This is a genomic window from Shimia biformata, from assembly GCF_016888515.1.
In the GTDB taxonomy this organism is placed as follows: Bacteria; Pseudomonadota; Alphaproteobacteria; order Rhodobacterales; family Rhodobacteraceae; genus Shimia_A; species Shimia_A biformata.
The window spans coordinates 5,868-18,724 of the sequence record NZ_JAFEJK010000002.1 but is presented as its reverse complement, the minus strand read 5'-3'; the positions used below and the strand labels follow the sequence as shown (position 1 = coordinate 18,724).

At 58.6% G+C, this 12,857-nt stretch carries 13 protein-coding genes; 11 read left to right on the top strand and 2 right to left on the bottom strand.

Annotation, left to right across the window (positions count from 1 at the left end):
* Positions 1 to 343 precede the first annotated feature (343 nt).
* From JQ863_RS15315 to JQ863_RS15265, 11 genes are all read left to right on the top strand, one after another.
* Positions 344 to 523, top strand: coding sequence for a Flp family type IVb pilin (locus JQ863_RS15315; RefSeq protein ID WP_204115203.1), 180 nt, complete (start codon positions 344 to 346; stop codon positions 521 to 523).
* 122 nt (positions 524 to 645) lie between these two features.
* Positions 646 to 813, top strand: a complete 168-nt coding sequence (locus JQ863_RS15310) for a Flp family type IVb pilin (protein ID WP_204115202.1) — start codon at positions 646 to 648, stop codon at positions 811 to 813.
* A gap of 93 nt (positions 814 to 906) precedes the next feature.
* Positions 907 to 1,728 carry a Flp pilus assembly protein CpaB gene (gene cpaB / locus JQ863_RS15305; RefSeq protein WP_204115201.1) on the top strand — a complete coding sequence of 274 codons (822 nt, stop codon included), beginning with the start codon at positions 907 to 909 and terminating at the stop codon, positions 1,726 to 1,728.
* Complete coding sequence (locus JQ863_RS15300; RefSeq protein ID WP_204115200.1) at positions 1,725 to 2,258, top strand: TadE/TadG family type IV pilus assembly protein; 534 nt, start codon at positions 1,725 to 1,727, stop codon at positions 2,256 to 2,258. The genes cpaB and JQ863_RS15300 overlap by 4 nt, the downstream gene beginning before the upstream one ends.
* Complete coding sequence (locus JQ863_RS15295; protein WP_239113484.1) at positions 2,255 to 2,914, top strand: TadE/TadG family type IV pilus assembly protein; 660 nt, start codon at positions 2,255 to 2,257, stop codon at positions 2,912 to 2,914. The genes JQ863_RS15300 and JQ863_RS15295 overlap by 4 nt, the downstream gene beginning before the upstream one ends.
* A 16-nt stretch (positions 2,915 to 2,930) precedes the next feature.
* Positions 2,931 to 4,148 carry a CpaE/TadZ family protein gene (locus JQ863_RS15290; RefSeq protein ID WP_204115199.1) on the top strand — a complete coding sequence of 406 codons (1,218 nt, stop codon included), beginning with the start codon at positions 2,931 to 2,933 and terminating at the stop codon, positions 4,146 to 4,148.
* Positions 4,149 to 4,159: 11 nt separating this feature from the next.
* The gene (locus JQ863_RS15285; RefSeq protein ID WP_204115198.1) at positions 4,160 to 5,551 is read left to right on the top strand and encodes a TadA family conjugal transfer-associated ATPase; all 1,392 of its coding nucleotides are present in this window, start codon (positions 4,160 to 4,162) and stop codon (positions 5,549 to 5,551) included.
* 3 nt (positions 5,552 to 5,554) lie between these two features.
* A complete protein-coding gene (locus JQ863_RS15280) occupies positions 5,555 to 6,526 on the top strand; it encodes a type II secretion system F family protein (protein ID WP_204115197.1) in 972 nt (323 codons plus the stop codon).
* An 11-nt stretch (positions 6,527 to 6,537) separates the two neighbouring features.
* Complete coding sequence (locus JQ863_RS15275; protein WP_204115196.1) at positions 6,538 to 7,533, top strand: type II secretion system F family protein; 996 nt, start codon at positions 6,538 to 6,540, stop codon at positions 7,531 to 7,533.
* 253 nt (positions 7,534 to 7,786) lie between these two features.
* The gene (locus JQ863_RS15270) at positions 7,787 to 8,632 is read left to right on the top strand and encodes a helix-turn-helix transcriptional regulator (protein WP_204115195.1); all 846 of its coding nucleotides are present in this window, start codon (positions 7,787 to 7,789) and stop codon (positions 8,630 to 8,632) included.
* A gap of 3 nt (positions 8,633 to 8,635) precedes the next feature.
* Complete coding sequence (locus JQ863_RS15265) at positions 8,636 to 9,109, top strand: A24 family peptidase (RefSeq protein ID WP_204115194.1); 474 nt, start codon at positions 8,636 to 8,638, stop codon at positions 9,107 to 9,109.
* 54 nt (positions 9,110 to 9,163) lie between these two features.
* Here the strand turns inward: JQ863_RS15265 and JQ863_RS15260 are convergent, their stop codons facing one another.
* Together JQ863_RS15260 and JQ863_RS15255 are read right to left on the bottom strand one after the other, a co-directional pair.
* A complete protein-coding gene (locus tag JQ863_RS15260; RefSeq protein WP_275411569.1) occupies positions 9,164 to 10,582 on the bottom strand; it encodes a pilus assembly protein TadG-related protein in 1,419 nt (472 codons plus the stop codon).
* A gap of 565 nt (positions 10,583 to 11,147) precedes the next feature.
* The coding region (locus JQ863_RS15255; protein WP_204115192.1) for a DUF7507 domain-containing protein at positions 11,148 to 12,857 on the bottom strand (1,710 nt) is incomplete at its 5' end.

Here is a 12,857-nt window from a genome sequence, read left to right as displayed (position 1 = left end):
TTGGAACTGTGAGGCGACAGATCCGGTCAGCCTTGACGCAAACCATGACCGCCGTCCTGAAATAACAGGACCACCAATCCTTGAACCAGCCCAGCAGCGCATCAACGAAAAAGCCACCCGGGAATCTGAAAAACGCAGAGATTTCTGCCATTTAAGTCGCCAGTTTTAGCCTTGAAAAAGGCACAATCCGATCAGCAATACACCCTATACGTGCATTAGTTTACGTTTCGGACGACGCGTCCACCCACAGCTTCCTTAACATAAAGTTACTGGGGCTCCTTTCGAGTTTGGAGCTGCCGCAAGCAGGACCACATCCGGTCCGAAACTGTTAGGAGAAAGCAAAATGTTGAAACTTATTACCATGGCGAGCCTCCGTCTTCGTCGCGACGAAAAGGGTGTTACCCTGGTCGAATACGGTATCGCAATTGCCCTTGCCGTTGGACTGGGTACCGCTGCGCTGACCACCCTCAGCGGTGAAATCGGTGCTGCAATGGGTGCCGCCGGCACCGCAATGCCGAACTGATCGAACATGGTTGCGCCGGACCTTACCGGCGCTCCGCGTCTCGCGGCCCAGGTCTGCGGCCGCGAGACGAAACCGATCATTACGAACGAGCATTTCACATAAAAACCTGCGGGAACATTGCGATGACACGGATTTGGAAACGCCTTCGGCGTGATGAAAGCGGCGTGACACTCGTCGAATATGGAATTGCCCTCGCGCTGGCCCTCGCTCTGGGGACCGCCGCACTGACCACACTGGGTGGCGAGATCAGCGACTCACTGAATGCAGCTGGGACGGAAATGCCGAATTGAACCACGCTCTCTTGGCCCAGGTCACTGCGCAGACCATGACCGCGCAGGGCACTGGGGCAATTGAGGGCCTTGAAACTCAGAGGAGTTCGAACAATGCGTATGAGAGCTGTCGTCACATTCCTGGCTGGGCTTGCCGTGACCACCGGCTCGGTTTACGCCGCCCGTGAAATCATGGCGAACTCGTCCGCTGCGGTCGTAGAGGCCGAACAGCAGCCCACCATCGAGTTGGTGGAAGTCATCGTCGCCACGCGCGACATCGAATTCGGACATGTCATCAATCACGGCGCCATCAAGTCCATGCCCTGGCCGAAAGAGGCGATGCCCGACGGGGCATTTGACCATTTTGGCCCGCTCTTGCCTGCTGACGGCAAAGAACCGCGTCGCGCGATCCGCACCATTTCAAAGGGCGAGATCGTTCTTGCGTCCAAGATTTCGGAGTTTGGAGAGAAGGTGACTCTGACCCAGTCGCTTGGCCCGAACCTGCGGGCGGTCTCGATCAAAGCTGACACGCAAACCTCGTTTGGCGGGCTGATTACCGCCGGGGACCGCGTTGATGTCGTGCTGACCCAGGGTCGGCTGGAAACACTACGATCCGCAACCATCCTGCAAAACGCGCGTGTCATCGGCTTTGACTCGGAAAAAGCGTCATTTGGCAACGCGCAAGGTGATGCGAAATCCGTCATTCTGGAAGTCACGCCGCAAGAGGGTCAGAAACTGGCCCTGGCGCAGAAGGCAGGGACACTCAGCTTGCTGCTGCGCACCCTGGATACTGCCGAAGATGTCGAGTTGGGCTCGATCAGCCTTGACGACGTGCTGTGGGAAGAAACCGTGGAAACGGTTGTCGAAGAACCGGCCCAGAAAAAGGTTGTTGTTCGCCGCGGCACGGATGTCGAAACCCGGATGTTTGAGCAATGAAACGTGCCCGTGCGCATATCTCCTGGCAGAAGCCGACGGGATCCGCCCGCGCATTTCTGAGGTCTTTCGCCAAGGACCAGAAAGGGGCCGCGCTGGTCGAGTTCGGCCTGATGCTGCCCATCCTCATCCTCTTGTTTGCGATGGTGGTCGAAGGTGGGCGCCTGATGTGGTCCTATCAGACGGTCGTCGCCGGTGTCCGTGACGCGACCCGTTATGTGGCCCGCGTGGCACCTCAGAACATCTGTTCGTCCGGCGGCAACCTGGCCGGTTTCACAACCGACGTCGAGCGCATCGTACGCGAAAGCGTAAGTGGCGACTCGTTGTTCCCGACCGGCATCACGGTCACCGGGGTCACGCCGGGCCTGACCTGTGTGGTGGGAACCTATCGTGTCTCGCCGGCGGGCATCGTTGAGGTCACCGCCGACCTTCAGGTGACATTTCCATTCGCCGGGGGCTTCACCTTTGCCGGGCAAACCCTGGCCACGATCACCACGTCGATCGCCGACCAATCTCGGATTTACGGATCATGATGACGACGCGTGACATATCCCACCGCCTGCGCGTGGCCCTGCGTCGCTTCCGCGACGACGAAAGCGGCTCAACGCTGGTCGAATTTGCGCTTGGCGTAGTGCTGTTCCTGTTGATCTTCCTCGGGCTGATCGACTTTGGCCGGATGGCGTTTCACTATGTTACCAGTGAACGGGCCATGCTGGTCGCGGCGCGTGTCGCCGCTGTGCGCCCCGCCGCCTGCTTCGGCGTGCCCGACCATTACACACGGGGTGGCGGCCTGATTGATGGCGAAGAGGCCGAATATGGCACCACCTGCGACGCCGCCGCGAATATTTGCCTGAACCCGGGCACAATCACCTGTAGCGGTGACGCGCTCGATCCCACGGCACAAGAGATCTGGGCCATCGTACGCGGCACGCTTCCCAATGATGCCGACATCAGCAACCTGTCCTTCACCTATTCCTTTGACAGCGATCTCGGCTTCCTTGGCGGGCCCTATATTCCCGTAACCACGGTCGAACTTCAGAATTTGACGTTCGATTTCGTCACCCCGCTGGGAGCGTTGGTCGGGCTTGCCATGCAGTCAGATCCCGCCGCGATCGCCACCAGCGTCGCATTCCCCACAATGAGCGTGTCCATGCCTGGCGAAGACCTCGCCCATGGCAGCAATGGATGACCCAGGAGAGCCGAACATGACCAAACCGCATGCAATCGCCCTGCTCACGGACAATGCCGAAATCGGCAAGCGTTTCTCGGAGATCCTGACATCATCCGACCAGTATGAACTGCATCGGTTCGAAAGCGGTCTGTCCGCACTTAATGGACAGGCACAGGAAATCGCGGCGACGCATGATTTCGTGCTGTTCGACGCCTCAAGCCACGACGATCTTGAGGTTGTAGCCGCCAAGCAGCTTTGTGCAGACCAGAAAACCAAAAAACCCCTGATCGCGATCACTACCGGCGACACGACCCTGACCGAGATCCGCCGCCTAACGGACGCCGGGGTCACCGAAGTCCTGCCGGACTCGATCACACCTGAGGAGCTGACATCTGCCCTAGCCCGTCTGTCTGCCAAAAACGCCGAGACCAGCACCACTCACGCAGCGGGTCCGATGATCCGGCATGGTTCAATCATTAGCGTTGCCAAAGCCCGCGGCGGTGTTGGCGCGACAACACTGGCGGTCAACCTGGCCGACCGGCTGATGGGCCATTCGGGTGTTTTCCGCAAAACCGCAAAGAAATCCGTCGTTGTGGTCGATCTGGACCTTCAGTTCGGAAACGTTGCCAGCTTCCTTGACCAGGGCGCCGGTGAAGCCCTGTATTCGATGGCCGTCGACGGCATCGTACCCGATGAAACCTATCTGGAACAGGCTCTGTCCGTCACCCCGAGCGGCCTGGCCGCCCTGACCGCCCCGAACCGCTTTGCGCCGATGAACGCGCTGAAGTCCGCGCAAATCGAGGCCTTGCTGACGTCGCTGAGGCAGAAATTCGACTATGTCGTCGTCGACATGCCGCCTGCCATGGTGGAATGGATCACACCGGTTCTGGCGCTCAGCGACAAAATGCTTCTGGTCACCGACTGCTCTGTTCCAAGCGTGAGCAAGGCACGACAAGTTATCGACTTCTTCGTCGAAGATCATCTGAGCCTGCCGATCGATATCGTCGTCAGCTTCGAACACAAGCCAATGCTGCTGTCTTCGCAGCACAAGGAAGCCGCCACCGTTCTGGAACGGCCCCTTGCCCATTGGCTTCCAAACGATCCAACCGCCAGCCGCGAAGCGCTGGATTTGGGTGTCCCGCTGTCCGAGGCAGCCCGGCGATCCAAACTGACGCGTGCGATTGGTAAACTCGCGACCACATTGAGCGCCGAAATGGCTGAAACAATGTCCGCCACTCAAAGCGCACACTAGGGGGTAGCACCATGTTCAAGGGATTCAAAAATCGTCAGGCCGAGATCAGCGGCAACGCCCAGGTCGTGCCACTGAATGTGGACCGCAAGCCCGCCGCGGCTGCGCCGCCCCCCATCGTGCCCCACGATCAGGAGCTGATGGACTTCCTGGACCTGAAAAGCCGGTTGCATGACGCGCTTCTGGACCGTCTGAACCTGTCCATTATCGAAAAAGTCGTCCCCGACGAACTGCGGCGCGAGATCGCCTCTCTCGTCACCGAGTTCCTGACGGCCGAGAAAAAGCCGTTCAAATCGGCGCAGTTTAACCGGATCGTCGATGAGTTGATGGACGAAGTCCTGGGCCTTGGTCCGCTGGAGCCGCTTTTGGCCGACCCGACGGTCAACGATATTCTCGTGAACGGCCATCAACAGGTCTATGTCGAACGGTCGGGCCTGCTCGAACTCAGTGGCGCCCGGTTCCGTGACGAAAAACATGTTCTGCGGATCATCGACAAGATCGTTTCCCAGATCGGCCGGCGCATCGACGAATCCAACCCTTGGGTTGATGCCCGTCTTCCCGACGGCAGCCGGGTCAATGCCATCATTCGTCCCTGCGCTATTGATGGGCCGTCGATTTCGATCCGTAAATTCTCGAAAATGCCGCTTACGCTGGACAAGCTGGTTCAGGGTGGCGCGCTGAACAGCCAGGCCGCCCAATTCCTTCGGGCACTTGTCGAAGCGCGCAAGAACATCCTGATCTCAGGCGGCACCGGTTCCGGTAAGACCACGCTGCTCAACGCGATTTCGGCCGCGATCGACCACCGCTCGCGGATTGTAACCATCGAGGACGCGGCCGAGCTTCAGCTGCAGCAGGAACATGTGGTCCGCCTCGAAACCCGTCCGGCAAACCCGTCCGGCCAGGGCGCGGTCGCGCAGCGGGATCTGGTCAAGAACGCCCTGAGGATGCGGCCCGATCGTATCATCGTCGGCGAGGTGCGCGGCGCAGAGGCGTTTGACATGCTTCAGGCCATGAACACCGGCCACGACGGGTCCATGACCACCGTCCACGCCAATTCGTCGCGCGACGCGATTGGCCGGGTCGAACAGATGGTCTCGATGACTGGCCTGGATCTGCCTCTGGCGGCAATCCGCGCCCAGGTTGCGTCGGGGCTGGATTTCGTCATCCAGCTGTCGCGCCTTGCCGACGGCAATCGACGCCTGATGAGCATTTCGGAAATCACCGGTCTCGAAGGCGACGTGGTGACACTTCAGGACATCTTTGTCTTCCGCAAGAAGGGCAAAGATGAAAACGGCAAAATCATCGGCGAATTCACCTCTACCGGTATTCGGCCGCGCTGCGACGAGGAACTGCGCGCGGTTGGCGTAGAGATCGACAAGTCGATGTTCCTGCAGACGGAGGTCTGAGGCATGAATATTCAGTTCGACACGGTTGACCCGCAACTTTACGTCTATGTTGGCCTGGGAGTTGGTGTTCTGCTGGCATTTTCCGGGCTGGTCCAGATTCTTGGGCGCGGCCGCTCCAGCAGCGAAACCAAGAACAGACGCCTGCGGTTGATTGCGAAAGGATATTCAACGCCCGAAGTTCTGAGCATTCTCAAACCCAAGCAGCAGACCGGGATCTTGTCGCGCCTTCCGATTGTCGGCGACCTTCAGTCTCATATTCATCGCGCCGGGCTTCGGACAACTGCCGAGCGTTTCCTGATAATCTGCCTGCTGGCAACAGTGGCGCTTTGGGCGCTTCTGGCCGGTGTCATCGGCGGGGAGCAGGCCACCGTCGGCGCGCCGCTTCTGGGGTTTATCGCGCCGATTATCTTCGTCCGTCTGCGCAGCCAGAAGAAGTCGGACATGCTGGTGAAACAGCTTCCCGACGCGCTGGACATGCTGTCGCGCGGCCTGAAGGTGGGGCACCCGCTGAACAACACCATCGGCGTTATCGCACAAGAGATGCCCGACCCGATCAGCACGGAGTTCGGGATCGTCTTCGATCAGGTCAGCTATGGCGACGATCTGCCTGAGGCGTTCCAGGAGTTTGCCGAACGCGTCAACCTGGAAGACGTGCATTACTTGTCTGCAAGCATCGGCATCCAGTACGGCACCGGCGGTGATCTGGCCAATGTGATCGAGGTTCTTTCAAAGACGGTGCGTGACAGGATTTCGATGCGCAAACGGATCCGGGCGATCTCGTCCGAAGGCCGACTGTCGGCGCTGTTCCTGTCGGCCCTGCCGTTCGTGATCTTTGGTTTCACGTCCTACATGACCCCCTCTTACTATGGCGGGGTTGCTTCAGATCCGTTGTTCAAGCCGATGGCGGCGACCGTGGTCATTCTGACCCTGGTCACCATGCTGACGCTCAAGAAACTTGTTGAATTCAGGGTTTAGGAGGGATCGACATGCTTGATGCCATTCAAAGCTACGTCGGACAGTTCAACGTTCAGTCCAACCACCTGATCCTCCTTGGGGTCGCTGTCGGTGTGTTCCTGATTTTCTGGAGCGCCTCCTCGACCAGCATCGGACGCGCAAATACGATCGGCCGGCGCATGACCGCCATCACCGGCGACCGCCGTCAGGCACGGCTGGATCGCGCCCTGCTGCGTCACCCCACCAATGCAAAAGGTATCCTGAAACCCTTTGTTCCAATCGACGGGAAATCGCGGTCGGACCTGGAAACCAAGCTGTCGCATGCCGGGTTCACCTCGGACAAGGCGCTGGCGGGCTACACCATGGTGCGCATCGTTCTGGGGATTGCTTTGCCGGCGATTTTCCTTGCCATCGTTGCCGCGGCAAAAACTCCGGACGTCGCGTTGCCCTTTGGTCTGGTGGACACATTTGGCACATTCACCAACCTGCAGACATTCCAGATTCTCAGCATCCTGATTGCTGTCGGATACTTCGGCCCGAGCTATTGGCTGAACAACCGCGTTGCCGATCGCATGCGCCGGATTGAAGAAGGTTTCCCGAACGCCCTGGACCTGATGCGGATCAGTGTAGAGGCTGGACAGGGGTTTGATGCCGCGATGACACGGGTCGGTAATGAGCTGGCCGAAGTGTCGCCGGAAATCTCGCATGAGTTTCTGGCCGTTCAGCACCAGATCCAGGCAGGGCGGGACCGCCACATGGCGCTCCAGGATCTTGCCGACCGCACCGGCGTTGAGACGGTTCGCTCATTTGCAAATGTGGTCAAGCAGTCGCTCCAACTTGGCACAAGCATGTCCAACGCCCTGGCGACCTATGCTATTGAACTTCGAAACTATCGCGAACTTCGGGCGCAGGAGATGGCCAACAAACTGCCGGTCAAGATGTCAGCGGTCCTGGCGTCGCTGATGTTGCCCGCGCTGGTGCTGATCACGCTTGGCCCGGTGGTCATTCGCTACATCAGAATGTTCTGAGTGATTCTCTCTTTGAGACAGGCAACTGCGAACAAAAGCTATTGTTTCAGGCGACTTTTTCCGTCTGCGAAACAAATTTTGCCCAGATTTACAACCTTTGATTGAATTTGCATTCGTATTTGGCCAATTTAGGCATTTTTGTGGCCAAATTTAGAGAATGTTAAGTAAGCTTAATGTCAGCGGTCGATCCATAGCAATTTTTCTGTTCACGCACGGGTCGGCCTGCAAGGGTTTGTAGATGTTAGGTTATCCCATGAATGATTTTTATGACCGAGGGGCAGCACACGCCGAAATAGGGGCAAAAGACCTGGCCATGATCGGCGCCATCGCGCGCTGGTGCGAGTGCATTTATTCCAAGACTTCTCTTTTTGACGCATTGAACAAAGTAGCAAATGGTATCGGCGCCGAGGCCGTCGCGCTTTCCCGCGTGTCCCGGGCGCATCCCGACCATGCAAAAGTCGTTGCATTCGACATGCTCGGCACGAGCCAGACACCGACACCGCTGAACAAGTCCTTCGCCCGCACGCTGCTGACACTGTATTTCGATTCAGCCAAACCCGGGTCCACATGGTTCAAAAGCATGTCACCTGACATCGAGGACCCGGCGCTTGAGACCTTCCAAAATCGTCGCAAGCTGAAGGAACTGGTGGTGATCCCGCTGGAAACCACCGAAAAGCACTTCGATTTCATCGAGCTGCATTTCTCGGATCGCCTGATGTCGCGGCAGCAGGCCGTGCTGAACTACGTGGCCGAGGTCCTTGCCAATTCCTGGCGCAAGCGTGATCCCGGAACTTTCACCGAAAGCATCCTGCAAAACGCGCCGACGACCAAGGACCTCAACCCCACCACTCCGATCCTGAGCGTCGAGAACCCCGCACGTCTGAGCCGCGCCGAATATCGCGTCTGCCTTCTGCTCAGCCATGGCAAGTCCGTGAACCGCGTGCAATCGGAACTCGAGATCTGCAAGTCAACCGTCCGGTCTCATCTTCGCAACATCTATGCCAAGACCGAGACACATGACCTGGGCGAGCTGCTTTGCAAGCTCGTGGCGAAACCCGAAGCGCGTTTGATTGCCAAGGCCAAGAAACACGTCGCCTAGCGTATGACGCTGCAAACCGTCCCCTTGTTGGTGCTGATGCCCGTGCTGGCCTTGATTGCATGGTCGGACCTGCGCGAGCTGCGGATCCCCAACAAGCTGACGATTGCTGCACTTGTGGTCTTTGCCGCCACCGCGGTTTTTGTCCCATTTGATGAAATCCCGCTGCGCCTGCTCGCAGCGGGAATTTGCTTTGCCATCTGTTTCGCAATCTGGTGCTTCGGCATCATGGGCGGAGGCGACGTCAAGATGTTGCCGGTCCTGTGCCTGTTTGTTCCAATCGACCTCTGGTGGGTCGCGCCCTATATCTTCAGCGCGTCCATGCTGATCGGCGTTTCGATCACATGGGGCATGCAACGGGCGCGGCACGCGGAAGATGCTGAATGGGAAAGCGTAAGAAACAGCGGCAAGTTCCCGATGGGCATTTCCATCGCGCTGACCGGGCTTGGCGTTCTGGTCGCGCAGCTAGTGCTGATCTGACGAGCCCCGGCGCCCGCCCCCAATTGGGGCAAGCGCATCAGGTCCAACATGCTCTTACCGATAAAGCTGAATGACGTCGTGCAGGATGCCAGAGGTGCCATTACCCTGCGCGCCACTGATGACCTCGACAAAGACGTCCTTCGTGACGGTATCCGCAGGCTTGATCAGGAACACCTTGACCCAGCTGTCGACGGGTATCCCGGTGGCGTTGCCCCGCACATCATAACGGCCGCAATCGATCCCGGCGGCGACGATCACGCGGCGCTCAGGATCGTCCGAACGGTTTGTGGCATTGCACATCGCCGCGCCGTTTTCCTGTTTCCCCGCCATTTCCGCGATTGCACCGTTGGTCGAGTTGGCGATCTCGCTCAGGTACATCTGGTAGCGGGTTGTCGGATAGGCCGGGAACCATGCGGGTGCCGTGCCGTAATTGGTGCTGACATACTCGTTATATCCGGCGGCAAACTGGCCATTCCCGAACCGACCACGCGGGCAGCCGCCAGAATTGAAGCAGTCATCCACCGGCAGCGGAACTGTGTATTCCGGATCGCCGGGATCCGCCTGGGTCGTATGGCATTGCGGTGTCTTGCCGCCGCCCTGGGTATAAACCTCCATGCCGCTGATGACATTGGGGGCGGGACCAAAGGCCGGGAAATCGCGATAGCTGTTCAAGACCCCTTCATAAATTCCAAAACGGGTATTCAGTGCCGCTGCCATCCGGCCAACCGTCTGGCCAGGATTTGTATCGACGCCGCGCTGATCGAAACAGGTGCTGACTGGCGACTGGGCGGCCAGAACGCACCATTCCTGCGCACTTTCGCTGAAGCTCGAACAGTTGCCGGATGGATCCGCCGCCGTCGCGCTTGCAGGGGGCGACAGGAACCCGAAGTTCCCCGGCCCCCATTGGCCGGATTCGCCGCTTCCTGTGCGCAGCTGGATCATGTTTCCGGCCTCTTCCGAGGGATCAAAGCCCGGCGGGATACAGAACATCATGGTCGAGACATCGCAGGCGTATTGTGTAAACCCGGCGATCGCGGTCGCCCCGGCGGTGTTGTCCGGCCCCGCCTGCCCCGTCAAAGCGGAAAACGCGGCTGCAAATGTCAGGGGTATCGAGTCGTTATTGACCTCGACATGCGCATAGATCGCGGCGGCCGGGTCTTGAGTAAACGCGCTGACTGGCAAGGTATCGTCGGCCGGCAGTGCCGAAAGAAACCTGAGTGTGAAGTCGCCGGAACCGCTTAACACGCTGTCATTTGTCCCGAACGTATGGCTGTCAGCAATCAACTGTTCTGCCGCGTTCGTAGCACGTGTGATGGCATCGTCCTGACCGTCCAGTTCGCCAGCCGCCGCCAGCGCGACGTTATCCGCAAAAGACTGCAACTCTGACCGCGTGATGCCGATCCTGCCAAGATCGAAAGACATGGCCACAATGCCAAAAAGAATGATGAAAGAGACCCCCCAAAGCGGCAGCATTGCACCACTTTCGTCGCGCCGGAAACGGCGAAGGAACCCACGGCATCGACCGGGCATGGCTTGCCGCGCCTGGCAGTCCGTCACTTGGTTCAGTCTGGTCCTACCCCGTTCAGGATGCCGGTTCATCTGAAATTCCTTGCGTTGCAAATTCACTTTGTCACGCCTCCCAAGAAGCCCCCAGCCGAAAGTTGGCATGTGCGGGGTCATCCGACCCCTCATCCCAGTCTTGCGTATCGCGGGACGGAAAAAATCGTCCAAACGGCCAAAATGTTCCACTTAGAGTTGTAATGTCACGCCAAAACCACGGGTTTTCTGCCTCAGATCCGCCAAGTGCAGGTATCTCGACGGACGGGACCACCTGCCCACTGTGGGGACAGGCACAGCACAAAAAGTCAACCACTACAGTATCTTCGTGTGTTCCTTGCTTGCACCCCAAGTGCCTATGACCAGCATGAATACCGAACATGTGCAGATCGTAATCCCGGCGTGCCGACCAAACAGTCCCGAGCGGCAGAATTCCCAACCATCAGGCCGTCACGACGCAGGACGCTCTTTTCCAATGGCCTCACACGAACTGGAAATCATCCACAAACGAACTGAGGGCCGAGACAAATACCACGTCATCGGCATCATGGGCGTTGATCACGCCGTCGACCGTACCGAAGTTGTTGTACTCGTCCAGCGCATCCAGAATTTGCCCGCCAAAGTACCACGCATCTTCGCGCGCCCGAACCTTGGCGCCGTTCATGCTGAAGTTTCCGTCATTGTTGGCATCGGCATTTTCCAGAAGCCAATCGATGGCCGTGTTCATCCAGTGCTCGGCGTCGGTCTCGCTCAGCCCGGCCTCATCGTCATTGATGCTGTTGCCGGCAAGGTAGTTCAGCCAGGTTGCCACGGCCTGACGGCCCAAATCGTCAACCTTGTTCCAGCCCTTGGCCCCGGTTTCATTGCGCACAAGGTCCAACGCGTCTTCAAGTGAAATGAAAATGTTATGTCCGTCGTTGGCCAGGCCATCTCGGTTGTAGTCACCAAGAAGCAACCCGGCCTCGTCACTTCCATCGATAACGCCGTCTCCGTTTGAATCCACGGCATAGGTCAACTCGGCATCCGGGAACTCATCCTTTTCGGCGTCGATTTCGTTGCCATCGACACCATCCCAGAAGCTCAACAGTTTGAAACTATGCCCCCAACCGCCGGGCGTCCGAACACCGGGTCCGTCATTGACCAGTCCAAAGTAATGCGCGGGATCATCATCCTCGGCACCCTGGGCTGTCGAGACATACACGGTGTTCAGATGCTGGCCAGCCGTGAGTGGCATCGAGTATTCAAGATAGGCCGTTTCCCCGACCTCAAGAATTCCATCCTGCGCCATGGATTCAACCAGTGTGTAGCCGCTGAGATCAATGATACCACCGCCGTCGACAACGTCCGTCAGCGTGATATCCGTCAACGACACATTGCCGATATTCGTCAATTCCACACGGAATGTCGCCGTGCCACCGGAGATATTGACCTGCGGTCCAGTTGGGCTGTTGGCATCAAAGAACCCACTGCCGACATCGACCAGTTTTACGACTTCGATATTGGGGTTGTAGACAAGCTCCACCGCCTCGCTGTCCTCGACCGGCGCGGTCTCGTTGCTGTCCGCCGTCGCCGTGTTGTCGATGTCGCCATCGCCACCGCCCTGCGTATCCAGGTCCGCCTGCGTGATTGCATAGGACGCCGCCGTCTCGACCGTCTCGCCGACCCCGATATCACCGATCACAACATTCGTCCCGGTCAGCGGGTCCACAACCGTCACGCCGGTCAGCGTCACGTTGCCGGTATTGGTCACCACGATGTTGTAGTCGATCACGTCGCCAACCGCATCGGCCATGCCATTGCCCGTGCTGTCAACGCCAACCACGATCTTGTCGATCGACATCAGCGGGTTGTAGACAAGCTCCACCGCCTCGCTGTCCTCGACCGGCGCGGTCTCGTTGCTGTCCGCCGTCGCCGTGTTGTCGATGTCGCCATCGCCACCGCCCTGCGTATCCAGGTCCGCCTGCGTGATTGCATAGGACGCCGCCGTCTCGACCGTCTCGCCGACCCCGATATCACCGATCACAACATTCGTCCCGGTCAGCGGGTCCACAACCGTCACGCCGGTCAGCGTCACGTTGCCGGTATTGGTCACCACGATGTTGTAGTCGATCACGTCGCCAACCGCATCGGCCATGCCATTGCCCGTGCTGTCAACGCCAACCACGATCTTGTCGATCGACATCAGCGGGTT

What these genes read in the sequence shown, in the direction of transcription:
- JQ863_RS15315 (WP_204115203.1), top strand. Translation starts at nt 344, where the DNA reads ATGTTGAAACTTATTACCATGGCGAGCCTCCGTCTTCGTCGCGACGAA.
- JQ863_RS15310 (WP_204115202.1), top strand. Translation starts at nt 646, where the DNA reads ATGACACGGATTTGGAAACGCCTTCGGCGTGATGAAAGCGGCGTGACA.
- cpaB (WP_204115201.1), top strand. Translation starts at nt 907, where the DNA reads ATGCGTATGAGAGCTGTCGTCACATTCCTGGCTGGGCTTGCCGTGACC.
- JQ863_RS15300 (WP_204115200.1), top strand. Translation starts at nt 1,725, where the DNA reads ATGAAACGTGCCCGTGCGCATATCTCCTGGCAGAAGCCGACGGGATCC.
- JQ863_RS15295 (WP_239113484.1), top strand. Translation starts at nt 2,255, where the DNA reads ATGATGACGACGCGTGACATATCCCACCGCCTGCGCGTGGCCCTGCGT.
- JQ863_RS15290 (WP_204115199.1), top strand. Translation starts at nt 2,931, where the DNA reads ATGACCAAACCGCATGCAATCGCCCTGCTCACGGACAATGCCGAAATC.
- JQ863_RS15285 (WP_204115198.1), top strand. Translation starts at nt 4,160, where the DNA reads ATGTTCAAGGGATTCAAAAATCGTCAGGCCGAGATCAGCGGCAACGCC.
- JQ863_RS15280 (WP_204115197.1), top strand. Translation starts at nt 5,555, where the DNA reads ATGAATATTCAGTTCGACACGGTTGACCCGCAACTTTACGTCTATGTT.
- JQ863_RS15275 (WP_204115196.1), top strand. Translation starts at nt 6,538, where the DNA reads ATGCTTGATGCCATTCAAAGCTACGTCGGACAGTTCAACGTTCAGTCC.
- JQ863_RS15270 (WP_204115195.1), top strand. Translation starts at nt 7,787, where the DNA reads ATGAATGATTTTTATGACCGAGGGGCAGCACACGCCGAAATAGGGGCA.
- JQ863_RS15265 (WP_204115194.1), top strand. Translation starts at nt 8,636, where the DNA reads ATGACGCTGCAAACCGTCCCCTTGTTGGTGCTGATGCCCGTGCTGGCC.
- JQ863_RS15260 (WP_275411569.1), bottom strand. Translation starts at nt 10,582, where the DNA reads ATGCTGCCGCTTTGGGGGGTCTCTTTCATCATTCTTTTTGGCATTGTG.